The organism is Nesterenkonia halotolerans (assembly GCF_014874065.1).
GTDB classification, from domain to species: Bacteria; Actinomycetota; Actinomycetes; order Actinomycetales; family Micrococcaceae; genus Nesterenkonia; species Nesterenkonia halotolerans.
In genome coordinates this window covers 1,186,826-1,209,528 of record NZ_JADBEE010000001.1, presented here as the reverse complement: position 1 = coordinate 1,209,528, position 22,703 = coordinate 1,186,826, and the positions used below count along the sequence as shown (strand labels likewise).

Below are 22,703 nucleotides of genomic sequence, written 5' to 3'. Positions count from 1 at the left end.
GAACCTCGAGCCAGAACACGATCCTGAGCCCACATCGCTGAGCCGTCCATCACCTTTCGACGTCATGTAGAAAACCGTCGGGGACCGGGCGATAAGCTGGATGTGGGCCCTCGTCACCCAGGCCCTGGACTGAAGATCAATGCTGATGGAGGCATCTGTGAGCTACGGCAGCAACGCCCAACGAACGCCGGAAGAGGTCAACTCCTCGGGCAAGGACTGGTTCACGCTCTACACCGTCTTTGCGCGCACCGGACCCGCGCCGCAGGGCGCTGACACGGAGGTCGAGTTCGACGAGCTCGAGGCCGTGTTCGCCGAGCAGGAGGTCACGTTCCGGGGGACCTACGACGTCTCCGCGATGCGCGCCGGCGCCGATGTGCTGACCTGGGTCACCGGACCCAATCCTGAGGATCTCCAGGCCGCGGTCCGTCGCATCCGCCGCACGGCGATGTTCTCCCGGACCCACATCGCGTTCTCCGCCATGGGCGTGCACCGCACCGCCGAGTTCTCCCGCAGCCACGTCCCGGCCTACGCCCTGGGGGTGCCGCCCGAGGACTGGCTGGTGATCTACCCGTTCAACCGCTCCTACGACTGGTACCTGCTGGATCCCGCCAAGCGCGGTGCGATGCTGCGCGAACACGGGATGCTGGGACAGGAGTTCCCCTCCGTGCTGGCCAACACCACCTCCGCCTTCGCGCTGAACGACTGGGAGTGGCTGCTGGCCCTTGAAGCGCCCAAGCTGACAGACCTGGTGGACATGATGCGCAAGCTCCGTGAGTCCGAGACCCGCTATCACGTCCGCGATGAGATTCCCTTCTACACCGGACGCCGTCTGAAGACCGCCTCCGAGATCGCTGAGGTTCTGCTGTGACGACCACCCCGAACTCCGAATCCGCCCACCACCCCACCGAGACTGAGGATCACCCGACGGAGACCGAGGCGGAGTCCGCAGTGGCGGAATCCTCCCGCTCGACTCCCACCCCGGGCACCGAGCAGAAGACCGAGGCCGCCGAGGCCCCGGCCCCGCTGCCGGTGGACTATGCCGAGGGCTCCACCACCGATGAGCCCGGCAACTATGACGCCATCCTGCTCGCCTCCTTCGGCGGACCAGAGGGTCAGGATGATGTCCTGCCGTTCCTGCGCAACGTCACGCGCGGCCGCGGAATCCCGGACGAGCGGCTCGAAGAGGTCGCCACCCACTATCGGGCCAATGGCGGCGTGAGCCCGATCAACCAGCAGAACCGTGACCTCAAGGGCGCGCTCGAGGCTGAGGTCGCCCGGCGCCAGCTCAACGTCCCGATCTACTGGGGCAACCGCAACTGGACTCCCTTCTTCACCGAGACGTTCAAGGAGATGCATGAGGCCGGGCATCGCCGGATCCTCGCCCTGGTCACCTCGGCCTACAACGGCTACTCCTCCTGTGGGCAGTACCGCGAGGATTTCTCGCTGACCCTGGATGAGACCGGTCTGCGCGAGGAGATGAGCGTGGTCAAGGTGCGCCAGTTCTTCATGGACAAGGCTTTCATCGATCCGTTCAAGGACGCCCTGGCCGCCGGCATCGCCGATGTCCGCGCCCAGCTGGACGAAGCTGGCAAGACCGAGGCGAAGCCGAAGATCGTCTTCGTCACGCACTCCATCCCCAGCCGCAACGCCGAGGCCATGGGTCCGGACCGGATCGTGGAGGAGTACGGGACCGACGTCTACTCCGCCGAGCACCTCGCCGTGGCCCGGCACCTGATGGACGTGGTGCCCGAGGCCGAGGGTCTCGAGCACTCGCTGACCTTCCAGTCGCGCTCCGGCAGCCCCAAGACTCCGTGGCTGGAACCTGACATCAACGACGCCCTCGAGGAGTACGCCGAGGCCGGGGTTGAAGGTGTCGTGGTGATGCCCATCGGTTTCGTCTCCGATCACATGGAGGTGCTCTGGGACCTCGACACGGAGGCCAAGGACACCGCCGCCGAGCTCGGTCTGGCGTATCACCGCGCCGCGACGCCCGGCATCCAGGAGAAGTTCGTGGCCGGTCTCGTGGACGTGCTCAGCGAGTACCTGCAGGGCCTCAACGGCGACCCGGTCGGATTCGGCGAGCAGGTCGTTCCCGGCAACTGGTCCGGCGTCTGCGGACCCTGCCACTGCACGCGCTTCCGCAAAGACGTCGCAAGGAGCTAGATGGGGACCTTCACAGTCGGCACCCGCGGCAGCAAGCTGGCACTGACCCAGACGACGACGGCGGCCGAGGCGCTCGCCGGTCACGCGGAGCAGGGTTACGAGCTCATCACCGTCAAGACCGAGGGGGACATCCTCACCGGCCCGCTGGCGCAGATGGGCGGCACGGGGGTCTTCGCCTCGGCGCTGCGGCAGGCGCTGTTCGATAAGACCTGTGATGTCGCGGTGCACTCGCTCAAGGACCTTCCGGCCAAGGACCTCGAGGGCCTCACCATCGCCTCGGTCCCGGTGCGCGCCGATGTGCGCGATGCGCTGTGCTCCGCGGATGACCTCACGCTGGATCAGCTCCCGCAGGGCGCGAAGGTGGGCACCGGGTCACCGCGGCGAGCGGCTCAGCTGCGCGCGGCGCGACCCGATCTGCAGGTCGAGGACATCCGCGGCAACGTCGGCACCCGGCTCGCCAGGGTCCGCGGCCACGAGGCCGCGGCGGAAGCCTCGCCCCAGGCGCCCAATGCGGCACGGGGCGACCTGGACGCCGTCGTGCTCGCTGGAGCCGGGCTCAAGCGGCTGGGCATGGAGCACCATATCGCCGAGCTGCTGCCGCCGGAGGTCATGTTGCCCGCACCCGGCCAGGGTGCGCTCGCAGTGGAGGTCCGCGCTGAGGATGCGGTGCCCGTGGCGCCGCTGGGCTTCGCGCTGGCGCTCTATGACGACATCCCGGCCCGGCTGGAGACCTCCGCCGAGCGTGGAATGCTGGCCCGGCTCAACGCCGGATGCTCGGCACCGATCGGAGGGCTGGCGCGCTACGCCGACAACCCCGACGGCGGTGCGACGCTGCGCCTGGACTCGGTCATCTGCGCCCCGGACGGGACTCAGGTCCAGCGTGCGGGCGGGGAGATCGCGATCGAGGCGGGCGCCGAGAGGTCCGTGTCTGTGGAGCGCGCGATCCAGCTGGGCACATCAGTCGCGGAGCAGCTGCTCGCGGAGGACTTCGGCCTGCTCAAGCACGTAGTGGATTCCTAGGCTGGCACGCCAGAACCGACTCCTAGGCCGGCTCGGGCCTCGCCCGAGGAGTGAGCAGCGCGTACACCAGCAGCGCGACGGCGAAGCTCGCCACCCAGGCCAGCAGCGAGTACTCCACTGCAGCAGCTCCGGGCACTTCGCCGGAGTGCGCGTCCGCGCTGAGAATGATCCCCAGCACACCAGCGATGAACGCGAAGCCGGCGGATTGGGCGATCACCACGACCGACTTCTCATAGAGGTGCCACTCACCTCTGCGCAGCGTGTTCCTCGCCGTCACCGCGCCGATCACGAAGGCCAGCAGAGCGAGCCCGAAGCAGACCGCGACCATGATGGTCCCGCTGCCGAAGCCGGTCCCGTCCGGCCCCATGTGTACTGCCACCTGATCCGGCATGGATCCGACCCGCAGCGCATAGGCGAGGGCGGCGAACAGGACTGCAAGCAGGGGAGCGACCACCAGGGCGGACCGGTAGCGGCGGGCGCTCATCCGCGGAGCTGTCTCGGTATCCATTGCACCCATTGTGCCCCGGTTGAACTCGGTAGGCTGGGACCATGCGCATCGCCCTGACTCGTGATCCCGCACAGGCAGGCCCGCTGGAAGCAGGCCTGCGCGCGGCAGGGCTGCAGGTGCAGTTCCTTCCGCTGACCGAGCAGCGGCTCCCCGCCGACACTGCCGAGCTGACGACGACGCTGGAGCGGCTCGCTCGCGGCGACTTCAGCTGGCTGTTGCTCACCAGCGGCAACACTGTCCGTGCCCTGCACCGCATGGGCTGGGACGGCACCGTTCCGGAGGGCGTGCGCATCGGCGTCGTCGGCCCGGGCACGGCGCGGGTGCTGGAGGAGCTGACTCAGCTCAGCGAGCCGTGGATGCCCACGGCCGAGCAGAGCGCGGCGGGCATCATCGAAGAGATGCCGGTCCCCGCGCCGGGTGAGACCCCCACGGTTTTCCTGCCGCAGTCAGCCCAGGCGCGCGCGGAGCTGCGCGAAGGCCTCACCGCCCTGGGCTGGGAGGTGACCGCTGTCAGCGCCTATGAGACGGGCTTTCTGGTGACGGAGGGACGGCTGGAACCGGGAGAATCCCCGCACCGGCTGCTGCCGACCCCCGACCCCGCCGACATCTTGTACCTGGACCAGCTCGCCGCCGATCTGCGCCGCGACCGGCTCGCCGGTGTGGACGCCGTCGTGCTGCTGGTCACCAGCTCCTCGGCCGCAGACGCGCTCGCCGACCTCGGCGTCCCGGAACGCGTGCGGCTGCTGGCCATCGGCAGACCCACAGCCAAGACGCTGACCCGGCGGGGGATCCCGGCGCGTGTTCTCCGAGAGCCGAGTGCGGACGCTGTCCTCGCCGCCCTGGGGCGCTGAGAACTAGACTGATCACCGGCGAGACCGCTCGGGCAGATCCGCCCAGAGAGCACCGTCCGCCATCCGCTAGACGAGCAGGAGACCCAAGTGAGCTTTCCCGAACAGCGCCCCCGCCGGATGCGTCGCAGCCGCGCCATGCGCCGACTGGTGGCCGAGACCCGACTGCACCCGGCGGACCTGATCCTGCCGGTCTTCGTCCGGGAGGGGCTCAGCGAACCGTCCCCGATCAGCTCCATGCCCGGCGTCGTCCAGCACAGCGAATCCTCCCTGCTCACGGCCGCCGAGGAGGCCCGCGATCTGGGACTCGGCGGCCTCATGCTCTTCGGCATCCCCGCCACCCGAGACCCCCAGGGCAGCGCAGGTCTGGACCCCGAGGGCATCCTGAACCGCTCCATCCGCGCGGTGAAGGACCGGGTCGGCGAGGACCTGGTGGTCATGAGCGACCTGTGCCTGGATGAGTTCACCGACCACGGGCACTGCGGGGTCATCGACGAGGACGGCGAGGTGGACAATGACGCCACCCTTGAGCTCTATGCCGAGATGGGCGTGGTCCAGGCAGCCTCTGGCGCCGACGTCGTCGCGCCCTCCGGCATGATGGACGGCCAGGTGGCGGTGATCCGTCAGGCGCTGGACGAGGCCGGGCACCAGCACGTGCCGATCCTGGCCTATGCCGCGAAGTACGCCTCCGGGTTCTACGGGCCCTTCCGAGAGGCCGTGGACTCCCAGCTCAGCGGCGACCGCAAGCAGTACCAGTTGGACGCTCCCAACCGGACGGAGGCGCTGCGTGAGGTCGAGCTGGACCTCGCCGAGGGCGCCGACATGGTGATGGTCAAGCCCGCCAGCGCCTATCTGGACATCCTCTCCGACGCCGTGAGCATCAGCGACGTCCCCGTCTCGGCCTACCAGGTCTCCGGGGAGTACGCGATGATCGAGGCCGCCGCGGCCAACGGCTGGATCAACCGCCGCACCGTGGTCACCGAATCGCTGATCGCGATCCGCCGCGCCGGCGCCACCAACGTGCTGACCTACTACGCGGCCGAAGTCGCCGGCTGGCTGCGCGAGGAGATGGCAGGGAGCCGCGTGACGCGCGCGACCGCCAGCCACGCACCCCCGGCGCAGGACCCGATCCGCCCGCGCACCACCGCAGCCCCGGAGACTTTCCGCGAGCCTCATGACCCCTCCCGCACCGACGCCGGCTTCCCGCCGGTCAGCTGAAAGGACCCCGCGTCCCGATGACCTCCAACCAGGAACTCTTCGACACCGCCCGCGAACTCATGCCCGGGGGAGTCAACTCCCCGGTCCGCGCCTTCGGCTCGGTCGGAGGCACCCCGAGCTTCATGGTCTCCGCCGAGGGCCCGTACCTCACCGACGCCGAGGGCACCCAGTACGTGGACCTCGTCGGCTCCTGGGGTCCGGCGCTGCTGGGACATAAGCACCCGGCGGTGATCGCCGCAGTCCACGCCGCCGTGGACCAGGGTCTGGGCTTCGGCACCTCACACCCCTCCGAGGCGCGGCTGGCAGAGCTGGTCCGGGGCCGGGTCCCCGGCGCGGAGATGATCCGCATGGTCTCCACCGGCACCGAGGCGACGATGACCGCGATCCGGCTGGCCCGCGGGGTCACCGGACGCAACATCGTGGTGAAGTTCGCCGGCTGTTATCACGGGCACTCCGACGGTCTGCTGGCCGCCGCCGGCTCCGGCGTCGCCACGCTCGGGCTGCCTGGCTCCGCCGGGGTCACCGAGGCGCAGGCCTCCGAGACCATCGTGGTGGAGTACAACGACCGCCCCGCCCTGGAAGCCGTCTTCGCCGAACACGGAGAGCGCATCGCTGCGGTCATCACCGAGGCCACCCCCGCCAACATGGGCGTCGTGGCACCCGAAGAGGGATTCAACGCCTTCATCCGGGAGATCACCCAGCGCCACGGCGCACTGATGATCTTCGACGAAGTGATGACCGGGTTCCGCATCACCGAGGCCGGCTACTGGGGCGCCTCCGGACGGGTCGAAGGCTGGGAGCCGGACCTGTTCACCTTCGGCAAGGTCATCGGCGGCGGCCTTCCCGCCGCCGCGCTGGCCGGACGCCGCGAGATCATGGAGCACCTGGCCCCCACCGGGCCGGTCTATCACGCCGGCACGCTCTCTGGGAATCCCGTGGCCATGGCCGCCGGGGTGGCCACGCTGGAGAACGCCACCGCAGAGGTCTACGCACACGTGGACGAGAAGGCGCAGCTGGTCTCCGAGGCGCTGACCGCGGCACTGGATGATGCCGGCGTCGACCACACCGTGCAGAAGGTCGGCTCGCTGTTCTCGGTGGCCTTCGGCACCTCTGCCACAGGGGTCCACAATTACGCCCACGCCCAGGCCCAGGAAGCCTTCCGCTACGGCCCGTTCTTCCACGCGATGCTCGACGCCGGGGTCTACCTGCCGCCGAGCGTGTTCGAGGCCTGGTTCCTCTCCTCCGCCCACGACGACGCCGCGATCGGCCGCATCCTCGATGCTCTGCCCGCCGCAGCGAAGGCCGCCGCGGACGCCCGCCCCTGACATTCGAAAAGCAGGGATTCCCCGTCGACCCACATGGGATGGTGACAGGAGGTACTGAGATGCGAGCCGGACTTTTTGTGCTGATCTTCGCTCTTCTGGTGATCGGCGCACGGATCACCGGGGTGGAGAATCTGGCCTTCGTGCTGTGCATGAGCGCATGTGTAGCTGCCATCGGGGCCACGGTGATGACTGCGAGCGGCCGGGAGGTACTGCGTCGGATTCGTCAGAATGTGACGCGAGGATGGTCTCTGCGCAGTTCCGATTGACAACATCCGATCACTCCAACGTGGGCGCTATCTGAGCCTGATCACGCGATCCCCGGGTTGATCATCGTCATCCCCGGGGTCGCGGAGCGCTGCATCTCTGGCAGCAGCACGGCGGCCTCCTGCAGCCCGACCACGCGGTCGATCAGGTCCTGCGGGCGCAGTGCGCCGCTGGCGATGAGACCGAGCATTCCGGGGTAGTCCACCGCGGCCATGCCGTGGCTTCCCAGGAGGTCGAGCTCCCAGGCGATGGCCCGGGCCATCGGCACCTGGGACAGGCCCGACTCCGTGGGGAGCAGTCCGATCTGGACATGCCGGCCGCGGCGGCGCAGGCTCAGGACGGCTGTCGCGCAGGTCTGCTCGCTGCCGACCGCATCGATGGAGACCTGGCTGCCCTCGCCGGTGATCTCGCGCACCGCATCCGGGACCTCGCGCCCGTCGGCAAGCACCACATGATCTGCGCCGAGCTGCTGAGCGGCCTCCAGTGCCGGGGCGCTGCGATCCACCGCGATCACCTGGGCGCCAAGTGCTTTCGCGATCATCACAGCGCTCAGTCCCACACCACCAGCACCCACCACGGTGACCCACTCCGCGGGCTTCACCTCGGCGCGCGCGGTCAGCGCCCGGTAGGCGGTGGCGAACCGGCAGCCCAGCGCCGCGGCCGCCTCGAAGGAGACTGTCTCCGGGATCGCCACGAGGTTGGTGTCCGCGGCGTGGAGGGCGACGGACTCGGCGAATGAGCCCCAGTGGGTGAACCCCGGCTGCTGCTGATCCGGGCAGACCTGGGCGTTGCCGGAGCGGCACCAGTCGCAGGCACCGCAGCCGCAGACGAACGGGACCGTCACGCGGTCCCCCACGGACCAGTTCTGCACCTCGGGGCCGACTGCTGAGATGAGGCCGGCGAGCTCATGGCCGGGCACGTGGGGGAGGGCGAGGTCTTCATGGCCCGCCCAGGCATGCCAGTCGCTGCCGCAGAGCCCGGTCGCGCGGACCTCCACCACGACCCCAGCCGCTGGCGGGGTGGGATCAGGCACCTCGCGGACCTCCATCGGGGCCTGCGTCTGGGACATGACTATTGCGCGCATGGGGATGCACTTTACCGAATGCGCAATCACCAAAGTCACCGCGCCTCAGGACGTCCCGAATCTCGGACGTCCCATCTCTGGCACCCTCATCTGTGGGGCACAAACGGGCGGAATGATCCGGTTTTCCCCGATCATTCCGCCCGTTGTCGCCCCAGGGATGTGCTCGGGCCCCCGGAAGCAGCCGCAAGGCTAGCCCCTCAGGGAGCGTCAGCTCAGCGGTTGCCGCCGCGGATCGTGCCGTACTCCAGTGAGCTCCAGAAGTCGCCGCGCACATACCGCTGCTCCGGATCCGGGTTGTGGTCGAAGGCGCGGATCTTGCCCATGGAGAGCGCCTCGGCGACCAGCCGGCGTCGGTCCTGGCTGGCCAGGATCCCGGACTCCAGCGCGGTCAGGTCGTAGCGGGCATCGAGCTCCCCGTGGAGCTGGGCCACCCGACCGGCATGCTTCTCCTCACTCGCCACATTGTGCAGCTCGTCCGGGTCAGACACCAGGTCGAACAGCTGCTCCGGGTCACCCGGGCAGAGCACGTACTTGTACTGCCCGCGCACCAGGGTCAGCTGCGGCCGGTAGGTCCCCTCGGCCAGGTACTCGATGACCACGGGCCGGTCTTCGGGCGTGATCTCACCGGCCTGCTCACGCGTGGCGATCTCCAGCAGAGAGTCACCGGCGGACTCGGTCTTCCGGGCCCCGGCGAGGTCGACCAGGGTGGGCATCAGGTCCAGCAGCGAGACCGGGGTCTGATACCGGCCTGCGGGCACGAGATGCTCGGGGCCATAGGCGATCATCGGCACCCGGGAGGAGCGCTCGTAGGGGGACATCTTGTACCAGAGGCCCTTCTCGCCGAGCATGTCCCCGTGATCGGAGGTCACCAGGATCACGGTGTTCTCGAGCAGTCCCAGGGTCTCCAGGCGCTCGCGGATCTTGCCCACGTGATCGTCGATGTAGCTCACGGCTGCGTAGTACGCGCGGCGGGCGTTGCGGACCTGCTCGATGTCCGGGTAGCGCTGATCGAAGCCGCTCATCGCCCGCAGCCGGTGGCTGTGCGGATCCTCGGCGGCATCGGGCACCTCGGGATGCATCGGGTCCGGGATCTCACCCTCGGCGAACCGGTCCCAGTGCTCCTGCGGCGGTTCATAGGGGTCATGCGGGTGGATGAAGCTGCTGACCAGGAGGAAGGGCTGCTGCTCTTCTCCCTTGGCAGCCGCCGCCTGGTTCGCGCGCACCCGGTCATTGAGGTGGCGCAGACTGCGGAAGCCCACCTCGTCGTCGAAGTCCTGCTGGACCGAGGCCTTGGAGACTCCTGCCGTGAAGACGGCGTCGGCGTCGTGGTACCACTGCAGCTTCTCCTCCAGCGGCAGCGTCCAGTCCGGGACCATGTCCAGGTCAGCGGGGTAGACGTCGGTGGTCAGCCGCTCTTCGAATCCGTGGTGCTGGTCCGCGCCGATGAAGTGCATCCGGCCCACCAGAGCGGTGTGGTATCCGGCATGGCGCAGGCGATGCGCGAAGGTCGGCACGGAGGAGGGGAAGTCATCGCCGTTGTCGAAGCAGCCAAGCTCCGAGGGCATGACACCGGTCATCATCGAGGCGCGCGACGGGGCGCACAGCGGAGAATTGCAGTAGGCGCGGTCGAAGACGGCGCCCTGCTCGGCAAGGGCATCGATGTGCGGGGTCTTCGCGGCGTCGTCGCCGTAGGCACCGAGAGCCTGGGCGGCCATCTGATCAGCCTGGATGACCACGATGTTCGGAGGTGAGACGCTGGGCGGGGGCGAGACGGTGGACGAGTGCTCCGGTGGAGACACGGTTCCGGTGTGGTGTGAGATGTTCTGTGGGTCAGACATAGTGTGTCCCTCCTTCGTGGTGAGCACTGGAATGGGCATTCGCGTACATGAGTGCAAGAGGCACGCTCGGCCAGGCTACAGGTCATTTTCAGCACCCACCCAGCAACCCCGGCTATCCGCTAGACGCAGCCGAACATCAGGAGGTCAGCCGCATGAGCAACCCTGAGACGGGACCCACAGCCGGTGCCTGCTGCGGTCCCAGCCGGACACCACCCTCCAGAGAGACCAAGCGAACGACGACGCCGGCCAGCCCCACCACGGATGCTGCCGCGAAGGCCGCAGTGGTCGCTGAGCTGGCCGCCAGCGCGGCAGGGGAGCTGCAACTCATCGGGCTCGGCGCGGCAGAATTCCGGATAGGCAGCGAGGAGGCCCTGGCCTACCCCGCGGACGGTGAGGGACCCGTGCGCATGGTCCGCGTCGAGTCCTTCGCGATCAGCGCCACCGCGGTCACGGTGGCCGAGTTCGCTCGATTCGTGCACGCCACGGGTCATGTCACCGATGCCGAGAAGTACGGCGATTCCCTGGTCTTCCAGGGGCTGCTCGCCCCGGAGATGCGGGACCGGATGCCAGCACCGGTGGCCTCCACGCCCTGGTGGCGGCAGGTGCTCGGCGCCTGCTGGTTCGCTCCCGAGGGAGCTGGCTCCACTGCGCGGGGCCGCGAGGACCACCCGGTCACCCAGGTGTCTCAGCGCGATGCGCTGGCCTACGCCGCCTGGGTGGGGGCCCGGCTTCCTCACGAGGAGGAGTGGGAGTACGCCTCTCGCGGTGGACTGGACCAGCAGACCTATCCCTGGGGGAACGTCCGCGATCCCGAGGGACAGCGCCGGATGAACATCTTCCCGGGCGAGTTCCCCGAGGGAGTCGCCGGGGAGGTGGGCACGAAGCCGGTGACCTCCTTCGAGCCCAACGGATTCGGGCTCTACAACACCACCGGCAACGTCTGGGAGTGGACGGCGTCAACGTTCAACGGCGCGACTGCCGATCCGGTGATGCGCGGCGGGTCCTATATGTGCCACAGCTCGTACTGCCGGCGCTACCGCACCTCGGCGCGAACCTCAGCCTCCGCCGACAGCTCGCTGGGCCACACCGGATTCAGGCTGGCGTTCACACCGGCCAGGCCGGGCTGACCTCAGCGTCGGGACGGGTGCGGCGCAGGTACTCTTGCAGGTCCGCCGACTGATCGACCTTCCACTCCGCCTGCAGCCGGTGCAGCTCGGGGGCGGGAATCTGCAGCTGGGGGAACCGCTCCGCCTGACAACCGGCCACCTCCACAGCGGCCCAGGCATCCGGGGCCGCGGAGTGGGCGCCGTCGAGCTCCACCTCATAGTGGGTGCACATATGACTCAGCGTGCGCTTTCCGCGACGATACTTGTCCACCTGTTTGTCGATCACCAGCGGGTCGATGATCCCCGCCGGCTCCGGGAACTCCACTCCGTGCCGCTCGGCCTCGTACTTCAGCACGGTGAAGTCATAGGGAGCGTTCATCACCACCACGGCGTTGCCCTCCGCGAACTCCTGCGCCAGAGCCGTGGTGATCTGGGCCACTGCCTCGGCCGCCGGCTGACCGTTGGCCTGGGCGTACTCTGTGGAGATCCCATGGATGGCGGTGGTCTCGGCTGGGATCTCCACCCCAGGGTCCACCAGCCATTCCCGCGTGCGCACGATCCGCTCAGGCGGTCCCGGGGTGGGAGCCGCACCGAGCGCCGAGGTGGTCTCGAGCAGGGGGTCGCGTTCCACCTCGGCATCGAAGATCACCAGCGCGGCCGAGACGATGCGAGCCACGCGCGGGTCCCGGGAGGTGGTCTCCAGGTCGAAGCCGACGCGACGCCGGGTGTGCCAGGAGTCGGTGCTGGGGGTGATCTCGAAGAGAGCGGGAGTCTCGGCCATGACACTACGGTAGCGCGCGGGTGGGACATGGCCGTGTCCGCCCCCTCTGATTGAATGAGGCCCATGGAGTTCGATGAGTCTCAGCAACAGGTGCTCGCCGCCGCGGATCACGCTGGACATGGGCCGATCCTCAGCTTCGGAGGCCCCGGCAGCGGGAAGTCGACGCTGGCCACGGAGCTGGCGCTGCGCCACCTGGAATCCGGCCAGGACTCCTCTCGGCTGCTGCTGCTCTCACCCACCCGCGCCACCTCAGCGACGCTGAGGGACCGCATCGAATCTGGCTGGGCGGTGCGCGACACCAGCGCCCGCGGAGGGTCACTCTCCGAACAGCCCTCGCGCTCGTTCTCCTCCTACGCCTTCTGGCTGCTCGGAGAGGCCCGTCGCCGGGAGATCCTGACCTTCCGTGCCCGTCGGCCGCGGCTGCTCTCCGGGGCGGAGCAGGACAGCATCATCCGTGAGCTGCTGGCCCAGGACGCCTCCAGCGGCATTCCGCTGATCGAGTGGCCGGCCGCGCTGCAAGAGGCGGCAGGCACCGACGGGTTCCGCAAGGAGATCCGCGAACTCTTCGATCGCGCCGCAGAGTACGGGGTCTCCCCGGAGCAGCTGCGTGGCCTCGCCGAACAGTGCCGCCGCCCCGAGTGGGCTTCCGCGGCGGAGCTCTATGAGCGCTACCGCGAGGACCTCGACGCCGGTGCCAACGCCGACGCGTTCGACCCGGCGGGGCTGATCAACGAGGCCTGCAACCTGCTCGAGGAGAACCCCGAGTTCCTCGAGACCGAGCGGGCGCGGCTGCGCCGGATCGTCGTCGATGACCTCCAGGAGGCCACTCCCTCCGTTTACCGGCTGCTGCGGCTGATCGGCGCCGGTGCCGACGTGCTGGCCTTCGCCAATGCCGAGACCGCCGTCCAGGGCTTCCGCGGAGCCCGCCCGGACAAGCTGCGCAGCTGGACCGTGCCGCCGCGCCGGGTCACCGCAGACAGCGTGCTGGGGCTCAACCCGGAGACCGACGCCGAGATCGACGGCATCATCCGGCGCAGCATCTCCGGGTCCATGACCCCCGATTCACATGGTGGGTTGCCCGGCGTCGATCCGCACGTGATGGTCCTCGAGCACAATCACCGGATCGCGCCCAATGTCGGCAAGGCCTACGCCAGAGCCCTGCGCCGGATCGCCCCGGCAGGGCCCCAGCAGCCACGCCAGCGCTGGCTGGAGCTGCTCAACGAGGCACCCGCGGAACCGGCGGAGGAGGAGACGCTGGAAGGAACGGCCGGCTCCTGCGCCGTGGAGATCGTCCCCGGAGACTACCTCGCCGAGCAGTTCGTCCTGCAGGAGGTGCTCGATCGGCATCACCGGCACAACGTGCCCTTCGATCAGATCGCCGTCATCGCGCGCAACGGCGCGCTGCTGCAGCGCCTGGTCCGGATGTTCCAGACCCAGGGCGTTCCGGTCCGCCAGTCCATGAGTGACGTCATCCTCAACCAGGAACCGGCCGTGGCTCCCTTGCTGCGAGTGCTGCGACTCGTCGCCGCCCACCACACACCTGCCCTAGACGCCGACGCCGACCGCGGAGACGGTGACCACCCCGAGGCGGTGACGCTTCCGGAGGTGCTGGCGCTGCTGACCAGCCGCTATGGCGAGACCGACTCCATGACCCTGCGCAGCCTGCGCCAGGTGCTGCGCGGCCAGGAACGCCGTCGGATCCGGCAGGCAATGAACGACGCAGGTGTCGAGCCGGAGGGCCCGGGTGCGGCGGAAGCTCCGGTGGAGCCGCGCAGCTCGGATGACCTGCTGGTCGTCGCCGCGAACGACGCCAACGATCCGGTCTTCCAAGCGGTCAGCTCGCAGAGCCGCTTCCAGCACCTGACCCGCGGCCTGCTCCGAGTCGCGGCGATGCTGGCCGCCGGCCGGGCCGCGTCCTCTCCCTCGGTGGGACCGGAGGAGCTGCTCTGGGAGATCTGGAACGCCGCCGATGTCAGCCGACACTGGGCAGGCCTGACCCGCCGCGCCAGTGCCGAAGGTCGCCGTGCCGATCAGGACCTCGACGCCGTGATGGCGCTGTTCCAGGCGGCCGAACGGTTCTCGGACCAGAACCCCGGAGCCTCCGCGCTGAGCTTCGTGGACCATATCGAACGTCTCGAACTTCCCATGGACACCCTGGCGAAGACCTCGGCCGGGGACGCCGCCATCGAGGTGCTCACCCCCGCCAGTGCCGCGGGCCGGGAATTCGACACAGTCATCCTCGCCGGTCTTCAGGAGGGCGCCTGGCCCAATCTGAACCCCCGCGGCCAGCTGCTGGGCAGCGGGCACCTGGTGGACGTGGTCGAGGGACGGGCGGAGGCGTCGGCCCAATCGCTGCTGGTCAAGCGGATGAACGTGCTGCAGGACGAATACCGGCTCTTCGCCTCCGCCGTCTCCCGGGCCAAGAACCGGCTCTACGCGGTGGCCGTTCATGCCCAGGAGGAGAGTCCCTCGCTGCTGCTGGACCTGGTGGTCCCACCTGGGGAGCGTGAGGCCCGCAGCGCCGCGATCCCGCGGCCCATCACCGCACCCCGACTGATCGCTGAGCTGCGCCGTCACCTGGAGATCAGCATCCAGGCCGAGCTCGACGACGACGCCGCTTATCCGGCTCCGAGTGACCCCGGCCAGGCCCGGAATGTCGAAACCCCGGACGCCACCGCCTCAGCCTTGACCGGCTCCGCAGACGCGAGCGCGCAGATCCAGTGCGAAGCCGCGGCCCGAGCTCTCTCGGTGCTGGCCGAGGGAGGCCTCACCGGAGCGGAACCCAGCACCTGGTGGGGCCTGCCAGAGCTCAGCACCACCGAACCCCTGCTCGGCCCTAAGGACACCGTGCGCGTGTCGCCCTCCTCGGTGCAGAACGCCATCGAGTCTCCGCTGCAGTGGTTCACCGGCGCGGCCGGGGGAGTGGAGGCCACCGACTTCAGCCGCATGCTCGGATCACTGATCCACGAGATCGCTGAGCATCATCCCACAGAGACCCGGGTCGAAGTCCTGAACCAGGAGCTCGACGAGCGCTGGGACGGCCTGGGCCGCGAAGAGGGCTGGGAGACCGAGAAGGACCGCAGCCGCGCTCAGGTGATGCTGAAGAAGCTCGCGGGCTACTTCGGGCACGCCGAGCGCGAAGGCCGCCAAGTCATCGCCCGAGAGCTGCAGGTGGAGGCAAGCCTCGAGATCCCGGTGGGCCAGGCCGACGCGCCGGGTGGGACAGAGGCGGGCGGGTCTGAGGCGGGGGCGGCTGAAGCCTGGGGAGAGACAAGGACAGAGACAGAGACGCGATCAGTCCTGATCCGCGGAGTGATCGACCGGGTGGAGCGCACCGAGAACGGCGAGCTCTTCGTGATCGACCTGAAGACCGGCAAGCACAAGCCAGTCAAGACGGAGATTCCCACCCACGGGCAGCTCGGGTCCTATCAGCTGCTGGTGGCGCTAGGGGCGGTGGACCAGGCGCTCGCCGAAGCTGCCGGGGCCACCGAAGACGGTGATCCAGCAACCACTACCGCCCCGTCACCAGGACGCGGTGCAGCCCTGCTGCACGTGGGAACCACCGTGGCCAAGCTGGATCTCCAGGAACAGCCTCCGCTGGGAGCCGATGACAGCTGGCCGCTGGAGCAGCTGACCCAGGCTGCCCGCGCCATGTCCGGATCCGAGTTCGCCGCCTATCATGCGCCGAATCAGCAGCGCTGTCTGGTGGGAGCGCTCTGCCCGCTGTGCGAGAACACGAAACAGGTGACCCAGCCATGACCACGACCCCCACCCTCCGGTACACCGCCCGCGACATCGTCGACGCGCTGCAGCGCGACACCCCCGCCGAGAAACGGCAGTACCCGACATCCGAGCAGCAGGCCGTCATCGAATCGGGACTGGACCCGATGCTCGTCGTCGCCGGCGCCGGCTCAGGCAAGACCGCGACCATGGCTGACCGCGTGGTCTGGCTGGTCGCCAACGGGATTGTCCGCCCGGATGAGATTCTCGGCGTGACCTTCACCCGCAAAGCTGCCGGAGAGCTGCGCGAACGAATCACCCGCAAGCTTGAGCAGCTGCTGGAGGCCGAGCTGATCTCTCCCGAGGACGTCATGCCGGCCGAGGTCGCCACCGCGGTGGAGCATGCCGATATCTCTGAGCTGCTGGCACCCTCGGTCTCCACCTACCACTCCTATGCCAACACGCTCGTGAGCGAATACGGCCTGCAGATCGGGCTCGAGCCCGAGACTCAGCTCATCGGCGAGGCCAAGGCCTGGCAGCTGGTCCACCAACTGGTCAGCGCCTACGACCGCGCCGATGTGCTCGTGGAGTCCGATCAATCCGCGGGAAGCCTCGCCGGGTACGTGATGCGTCTGGCCGGGGACTGCGCCGAACATCTGCAGACCCCCGAAGATGTGGAAGCCCACCTCAACGCAGAGCTCTCGCGGGTGGAGGCCTGGCAGGAGGCGGGCACGAATCCCAGCAGCGAACAGGCCAAGTTGATCCGCACCCTGCGGGTACGCCGGGAGATGACCGAGCTGGTGCGCCGGTATCAGCGCAGAAAGCTCACCGAGGGACTCATGGACTATGGGGACCTGCTGCGCTTTGCCGCGCAGATCGCACTCGAGGTCCCGAGCGCGGGTGAGGCCGAGCGAGAGAAGTACAAGGTCGTGCTGCTCGATGAGTTCCAGGACACCTCCTACGCCCAGTTGGCGCTGTTCAGCAGTCTCTACGGGGCGGGCGGCTCCGCGGGAGGGCTTGGGCATGCCGTCACCGCGGTGGGTGATCCGAATCAGTCCATCTATGGATTCCGCGGCGCCTCAGCAGGTCAGCTCTTCGACTTCCCGCAGTCTTTCCCTGCGCTGGATGCTGACACCAGTGTCCGCCGCCCCGCGGATCTGTTGCAGCTCACCGTGGCCTGGCGCAATGGGGAGCGGATCCTAGATGTGGCGAACCGCCTGGTCACGCCTTTCCAGCCGGACACCGCCGACTCTCAAGACAAGCCGTGGAGGCAGCACAACGCGCATCTGCGCGCTCAGCTGAAGCCGCTGAGTCCCCCCGAAGGTGCACACACAGCCACCGTGCGCTACGGGTGGTACACCTCCGAGGTGGAGGAATCCCTGGCGATCACCGAGCAGCTGGCGGCCGTGCTGGAACCCGATTCCCAAGGCGAGGTCCCCAGCTGCGCTGTGCTGGCCCGCACACGCGCCCAGTTGGAGACGATCGCCGAGCACCTGCGGGTGGCGGGTCTGGACTACGAGCTGGTGGGACTCTCAGGGCTGTTGAGCACCCCCGAGGTCGCCGAGGTGCTGGCGTACCTGCGCGTGATCTCAGACCCAGGTCGCTCCGACGCGCTGATCCGCATCCTCGGGGGAGCGCGCTACCGCATCGGCCCCCGGGACTTGATGCGTTTGCAGCAGTCCGCGCGCGATCTCGAGGGGCTGCGGAAACGCTCTCCATCGCCGGCCGAGCCTGACAACACCCCCTCGCCGGACGAGCCCCAGCGAGAGACGTCGACCGAGACCGACGCGGAGGACCGCCACGAGTCCACCGAGCTGGAGATGGACGAGCGGGCGTCGCTGGTGGAGGCTTTGGAACGCCTGAAGGATGCACCCGAGCAGGCGGAACAGCTGGGACTCTCCGCAGAAGGCCACCGTCGACTGCTGCTGGCCAGGGACCAGATCCGGCGACTGCGCCAATGGGCCACCCTGGACCTGGGTGTGCTGATCCAACGCATCGTCAGCGACACCGGCCTGGACATCGAAGTTGCTGCCCGCCCCTGGGAGGAGCAGCACTACGCGGCGCGCCAGCTGGACGCCTTGATCGATCAGGCGGAGAGCTACGCCGCGACCGAGACCACACCAGATCTGCGCAGCTTCTTGGACTGGCTGGATGCGGCGGAGGAGAAGGAACGCGGCCTGGAACAAGCGGACATCGAACCCACCCTCGGTGCCATCCAGCTGCTGACCATCCACGCCTCGAAGGGGCTCGAATGGGATGTTGTGGTGGTGGCCGGACTGCGGGAGGAGAAGTTCCCGAGCAAGAAGGCCGACCGCTGGACCGGCAGCAACGGAATGCTGCCCGCGCCGTTGCGCGGAGACCGGCGCAGCATTCCGCAGTGGGAATCCGAGCAGCCCGACATGCGGTCTTGGGCGGTGGCTGCCGGCGTGGGCGCCTGGAAGCCGTTCACCGAGGAGAACCGCGTCTACACCCAGGATGTGCAGGACTTCAGCCGTGAGGAGGAACGTCGCCTCGCCTATGTCGCAGTGACCAGGGCCAGGGCTCTGCTGCTGTGCACCGGTGCCTGCTTCTACGGGACGACTGCCGGAAAGGAACCATCAGAGTTCCTCCTGGAGATCCGGGAGATCGCCGACGGGTTCGGGGACGCCTCGGCGGCGCTGGAATGGGCCGAGATCCCGGATATGAAGGACAACCCCGTGGGCAACGATCTCTTTGGTGCACAGTGGCCCTACGACCCCTTGGCCCCACTGCCCATCGGCAGGTACCGGAAGAAGGCCGCCCCAGAAGGCGAGGTGCGGCTGCCGGAGATGATGGCCGTGGAGGCGCCGCAGAACCGGCCGGGACGCCGCGAGGCACTGACCCGCGCCGCGGAACTGGTGGAACAGGCGCTCGCGGAACGCTCCACTGCCTCCGGTGAGGAAGTGCTGCCGCTGACCCCATGGGAGCAGGAGGCCGCATGGGTGGTGGATCGGGCGCGCACTCAGCAGCGAGGCACCGGGAAACCCCGGTTCCCTGGCCACATCAGCGTTTCTGGAGTGGTGGGCATGGCGCGCAATGCTGAGTCCATGGCGGAGTTCGCCCGCAGGCCCGTGCCGGTCAAACCTTCGCAGGCTGCCCGCCGCGGCACGGTGATGCACGAGTGGATCGAGGAGTTTTACGAGACCCGCAGCCGTCTGCCCGGTATCGAGGAACCCAACCGAGGTGACGAGGACCTCGACGACGCCTTCGACCTCGCCACGGTGAAGGCGCGCTTCACGCAGACCGAGTGGGCTCAGCGTCGCCTCTACGCCGCCGAGATCCCGGTGGAGACCACCCTGGATGGGGTGGTCATCCGTGGACGGATCGATGCCATCTTCGGCAAGGACGACGCCGGCCGGGACCTGACCGCGGAGGACTTTGAGCGATGGGAGCTGAAGCCGGCCGCGGAGCGCAATGCCCAGATGCAGCAGTGCACTTGGGGTCTGGTCGATTGGAAGACCGGCATGGTGCCCACTGGCAAGGATCTGCGCGAGAAGCAGATCCAGCTGGCGGTCTACCGGCTGGCGTTCCACCGGCTCTATGGCGTTCCCCTGGAGCAGATCGAAGCGTCGTTCTTCTACGTCGAGCACGGTGAGACGGTCCCAGGTGTTGATCTACCGGAGGAGGACGCCCTTCAGGAGTACATCCGTGGGGCGCGTGACTACTTCAGCTAGAGGATGCAAATGAAGACATTCGCTGATTTCGATACTTCATCCGTGAGAATGGTGTCATGGCTCCCTTCGACCTGACTCAAGATCTTGAATTCCGCCGGCTGGCTTTCTCATGGCTTGATAGCAAATCCGCTAGAGGCAGCCGTTCATTAAGCCGGATCGAGATTAACGAGTTCAAGGATCATGTTCCCCAGGCGCGCCACAGGTTATTCAACCAGGAAGGCATCTGGAAGCCAGCAGACTTGGTCGGCACACTGTCTGTCACTTCCGGTCTCGCAAGCAGCCGACACAACCCGTATATCGATCGCATCACCAGCGACGGGCTTGTCGAGTACGCGTTCACCGATGCCCCGACGAAACAATCGCACAATGAGGGACTTCGACTCGCCGAAAAGTATGACCTGCCGATCATCTACTTTCGCGCGGTTCAGCGGTCTCTCTACGATGCATATTTTCCGGTTCGAGTTCGAGGAATTGACGAGAACCGAAGAGTGGCCCTCCTCGATCTAGCCTCGGGGATGACGTCCTCCAGTCGGGCGGATATCGACTTCGGTGCTGAAATCGCGGGAGTCAAGGTCTAGTACCGGGAGCAATTGGTGAGAAGGCGGTTGCACCAACGAGATTTTCGGTCCAATGTGATGGTTGCCTACACAACGAAGTGCTCTGTTTGCTCGTTGGGGTACGCCCAACTGCTTGACGCCGCGCATATCTTGGAGGATGCGCGCGGTGGTCTCGCTGAAATCAGCAACGGACTAGCGATGTGCAAGCTTCACCATGCTGCCTACGATTCGAACATCCTCGGCGTTGATCAAGACCATCGAATTCATGTCCGTGAGGACATCTTGCAACATGTGGATGGCCCCATGCTCCGCCATGGACTTCAAGAGGAGCACGGTCGGAAGCTCAGAATCATCCCGAAAGGGCCGAAACTCATGCCAAATCAGGAGCACCTCGCCGCTCGATTCGAGAAATTCCTATCCGCCGGCTAGCGGCCCAAGTGGCACCGAGGAGTACGCCGCATCGAAGAACGCCCGTTCAATCCCGACAACACGCTTCCACCGTTCGGACAACCGGGCGCCGTCGTCGGACTCCAGCGGAGGAGCCACACGGTTGAGCTCGTCGATCAGGAACTGAGTCCAGGCACGGAACTCATCGCCCCGGTGCAGCTCGATCCAGCCCCGGTGTTTCGGAGCCTCAGGCAGTGGCAGGTCGCGCTCGCCCCAGTCCAGGTACAGCCACTCGGCGATGACCAGCACCACGAGCAGATCCGCATAGTCTCGGGACTGCGCCACCTCCCACATTTGGGTGACGAAGTCCGTCGTGGGAGTCGCCGACTCCGGCGAGGTGACCTCGGAATCAGGCACGCCCAGCTCAGTGAAGGTCTGCCGGAAGTAGCCATCCTCATCCGCTGCGAGCATCCCGAGCTGCGCGGCGAAGCGCAGCCGCGCCGGTTTCGAATCGGTGGTGGCCACGCAGGCGCCGAGCATCGCGATGAACGCGTCGAAGAACTGGTAATCCTGCACCAGATAGCGGGCCAGGACCTGATCGCTGACAGTCCCGGCGAAGAGCTGATCGACAAACCGGTGATGCACCGAGGCGTCCCACTCGGCCGCAGTGGAGAGACGAAGCTGTCCGGCGAAACTCTCCGCGGCGACGTCGGCGGTCGTGCTGAAGGGCGTGGCTGAAGTCATGGCATCAGCCTAACCAGCAGCCGCCACACGCTGGGGCAGCGAGCGGCTCAGATCGCCTGGCGGGGGGACTTCATCCGGCGCGTCAGCCGGATCGCGTAAAGCGCGACCAGCACGCCCAGCGCGGCGGCCACGGCACCCACGTAGCTCGGGGCGCGCAGACCCAGGTCCGCGGCGATGACCTGTCCGCCCACCAGCGCGCCGAGCGCATTGGCGGCGTTGAATGCAGAATGGTGCAGCGAGGCCGCGAGCTGAGGAGCATCGGGGGCGGTGTCGATCAGGTGAGTCTGCATGGAGGGGCCCAAGGCGCTGGCGGAGACGCCCACCAGGAAGAGGAAGATCAGCATCAGCGCAGGAATGTGCGCGGTGGAGGCAAAGAGCACCATGAACACCGCCACGAGTCCCATGGCGACCACCACGGTGCCCAGCACGGACTTGTCCGCCGCCCAGCCACCGACGAAGGTGCCGACCACCATGCCAGCGCCGAAGAGCCCGACGATCCAGGGCAGTGAGCTCTCACTGAACCCAGTGACCTCGGTACTGAGCGGGGCGATATAGGAGTACAGCGCGAACATCCCGGAGAAGCCGACCACGGCGAGCATGATGCCCACCCAGAGCCGCTTGTTCTTCAGGCCCTTGATCTCGGAGAGCATCGTGGCCTTGGCCGGGGGCATCTGCCGCGGGGCGTAGCGGGCCACCGCCGCGATCGTGATCAGGGCGAGCACGATCACGCTGATGAACATCCAGCGCCAGCCGAACTGCTGACCCATGGCCGTCACCACCGGGACGCCGATCACATTCGAGATAGCCAACCCACCCAGGACGACGGCGATCGCGCGGCTGCGCTTGGCGGGTCCGGCCATCTCGGCGGCCATCAGCGCCGCCACAGCGAAGTAGGCACCGTGGGGGAGCCCGGAGATGAATCGGGCCGCCAGCATGGTCTCGTAGTTCGGGGCGAAGAAGCTCAGCACGTGACCCAGGACGAAGATCCCGAGCAGCAGCAGCGCATAGAACTTTCGCTCACGCTTGGCCCCGAGGATGGACAGCACGGGCGCGCCGATCACCACGCCCACGGCATAGGCGCTGATCAGCATGCCGGCCTGGGGGATGGTGATGCCCAGGTCCTGCACGGCCTCGAGCTGGAGGCCCATGATCGCGAACTCGGTGACGCCCACGGCGAAGCCGCCGATGGACAGCGCGAGAATGGCCATCGCCACCTGCTTGCGCGAGAACCTGCGCTTGGTCGAGGTCTGTTCCGCCGTGGTCATGATTGTCATCCTGTGCTGCAGCCGGTTGGGTGAATGCGCGCCCGTCACGGCGCAGATGTAGCCCCAGAGTCTGACGAGTCGGGAGACGACACTCACCCGACAACTGCGCGGCACGGGGGATCATTCCCGTGATCGCGCGTCACCTCGGCATTGAGGGTCAGACAGAGAAGCGTTTGGGAGACC

General features: G+C 67.7%; 17 protein-coding genes. 11 read left to right on the top strand and 6 right to left on the bottom strand.

What is annotated here, in order from left to right; genetic code table 11:
• Nucleotides 1–139: 139 nt before the first annotated feature.
• Genes hemQ through hemC form a run of 3 tightly spaced genes read left to right on the top strand, consistent with a single transcriptional unit; the run spans nt 140 to nt 3,183 of the window.
• Nucleotides 140–868, top strand: a complete 729-nt coding sequence (gene hemQ / locus H4W26_RS05485; protein ID WP_192591103.1) for a hydrogen peroxide-dependent heme synthase — start codon at nt 140–142, stop codon at nt 866–868.
• A complete protein-coding gene (locus tag H4W26_RS05480; protein ID WP_378626026.1) occupies nt 865–2,163 on the top strand; it encodes a ferrochelatase in 1,299 nt (432 codons plus the stop codon). Before hemQ ends, H4W26_RS05480 begins: the two co-directional genes overlap by 4 nt.
• Nucleotides 2,164–3,183, top strand: a complete 1,020-nt coding sequence (gene hemC / locus H4W26_RS05475; protein ID WP_192591102.1) for a hydroxymethylbilane synthase — start codon at nt 2,164–2,166, stop codon at nt 3,181–3,183.
• A 22-nt stretch (nt 3,184–3,205) separates the two neighbouring features.
• Here the strand turns inward: hemC and H4W26_RS05470 are convergent, their stop codons facing one another.
• Nucleotides 3,206–3,691: a hypothetical protein gene (locus tag H4W26_RS05470; protein WP_192591101.1), complete on the bottom strand. Its 486-nt coding sequence runs from the start codon at nt 3,689–3,691 to the stop codon at nt 3,206–3,208.
• A gap of 41 nt (nt 3,692–3,732) precedes the next feature.
• Here H4W26_RS05470 and H4W26_RS05465 point away from each other — a divergent pair, with 41 nt between their 5' ends.
• The 3 genes from H4W26_RS05465 to hemL all read left to right on the top strand — a co-directional run bounded on the left by H4W26_RS05465 (nt 3,733) and on the right by hemL (nt 7,082).
• On the top strand, nt 3,733–4,542 hold the full coding sequence (locus tag H4W26_RS05465; RefSeq protein ID WP_192591100.1) for a uroporphyrinogen-III synthase: 810 nt from the start codon (nt 3,733–3,735) through the stop codon (nt 4,540–4,542).
• A gap of 87 nt (nt 4,543–4,629) precedes the next feature.
• Nucleotides 4,630–5,757: a porphobilinogen synthase gene (hemB, locus tag H4W26_RS05460; RefSeq protein WP_192591099.1), complete on the top strand. Its 1,128-nt coding sequence runs from the start codon at nt 4,630–4,632 to the stop codon at nt 5,755–5,757.
• Nucleotides 5,758–5,774: 17 nt separating this feature from the next.
• Complete coding sequence (gene hemL / locus H4W26_RS05455) at nt 5,775–7,082, top strand: glutamate-1-semialdehyde 2,1-aminomutase (RefSeq protein ID WP_192591098.1); 1,308 nt, start codon at nt 5,775–5,777, stop codon at nt 7,080–7,082.
• Nucleotides 7,083–7,389: 307 nt separating this feature from the next.
• Here hemL and H4W26_RS05450 read toward each other — a convergent pair whose 3' ends face one another.
• Both H4W26_RS05450 and betC read right to left on the bottom strand, forming a co-directional pair.
• Entirely contained in the window at nt 7,390–8,430 is a 1,041-nt protein-coding gene (locus H4W26_RS05450) for a zinc-dependent alcohol dehydrogenase family protein (protein ID WP_192591097.1), read from the bottom strand.
• Between the two features lie 212 nt (nt 8,431–8,642).
• On the bottom strand, nt 8,643–10,268 hold the full coding sequence (gene betC, locus H4W26_RS05445; RefSeq protein ID WP_192591096.1) for a choline-sulfatase: 1,626 nt from the start codon (nt 10,266–10,268) through the stop codon (nt 8,643–8,645).
• A gap of 152 nt (nt 10,269–10,420) precedes the next feature.
• Between betC and H4W26_RS05440 the strand changes: the two genes are divergently transcribed.
• Nucleotides 10,421–11,395 carry an SUMF1/EgtB/PvdO family nonheme iron enzyme gene (locus H4W26_RS05440; RefSeq protein ID WP_192591095.1) on the top strand — a complete coding sequence of 325 codons (975 nt, stop codon included), beginning with the start codon at nt 10,421–10,423 and terminating at the stop codon, nt 11,393–11,395.
• Here H4W26_RS05440 and H4W26_RS05435 read toward each other — a convergent pair.
• The gene (locus H4W26_RS05435) at nt 11,373–12,155 is read right to left on the bottom strand and encodes a 3'-5' exonuclease (RefSeq protein ID WP_192591094.1); all 783 of its coding nucleotides are present in this window, start codon (nt 12,153–12,155) and stop codon (nt 11,373–11,375) included. The genes H4W26_RS05440 and H4W26_RS05435 overlap by 23 nt on opposite strands.
• Before the next feature lie 63 nt (nt 12,156–12,218).
• On the opposite strand from H4W26_RS05435, the gene H4W26_RS05430 reads away from it, so the two are divergent.
• From H4W26_RS05430 to H4W26_RS14115, 4 genes are read left to right on the top strand one after another with little or no spacing between them, the layout of a single operon-like run.
• Complete coding sequence (locus tag H4W26_RS05430) at nt 12,219–15,914, top strand: ATP-dependent DNA helicase (RefSeq protein WP_192591093.1); 3,696 nt, start codon at nt 12,219–12,221, stop codon at nt 15,912–15,914.
• Complete coding sequence (locus H4W26_RS05425) at nt 15,911–19,567, top strand: ATP-dependent DNA helicase (protein WP_192591092.1); 3,657 nt, start codon at nt 15,911–15,913, stop codon at nt 19,565–19,567. The genes H4W26_RS05430 and H4W26_RS05425 overlap by 4 nt, the downstream gene beginning before the upstream one ends.
• Before the next feature lie 56 nt (nt 19,568–19,623).
• Nucleotides 19,624–20,145 (top strand): hypothetical protein, encoded by a 522-nt coding sequence (locus H4W26_RS05420; RefSeq protein ID WP_192591091.1) that lies wholly within the window; start codon nt 19,624–19,626, stop codon nt 20,143–20,145.
• A 57-nt stretch (nt 20,146–20,202) separates the two neighbouring features.
• On the top strand, nt 20,203–20,553 hold the full coding sequence (locus tag H4W26_RS14115; protein ID WP_378626031.1) for an HNH endonuclease: 351 nt from the start codon (nt 20,203–20,205) through the stop codon (nt 20,551–20,553).
• Here the strand turns inward: H4W26_RS14115 and H4W26_RS05415 are convergent.
• Nucleotides 20,539–21,255 (bottom strand): TenA family protein, encoded by a 717-nt coding sequence (locus tag H4W26_RS05415; RefSeq protein ID WP_192591090.1) that lies wholly within the window; start codon nt 21,253–21,255, stop codon nt 20,539–20,541. The two genes, H4W26_RS14115 and H4W26_RS05415, sit on opposite strands and share 15 nt — an antisense overlap.
• A 47-nt stretch (nt 21,256–21,302) precedes the next feature.
• Entirely contained in the window at nt 21,303–22,520 is a 1,218-nt protein-coding gene (locus H4W26_RS05410; protein WP_192591089.1) for an MFS transporter, read from the bottom strand.
• Between the last annotated feature and the right edge of the window lie 183 nt (nt 22,521–22,703).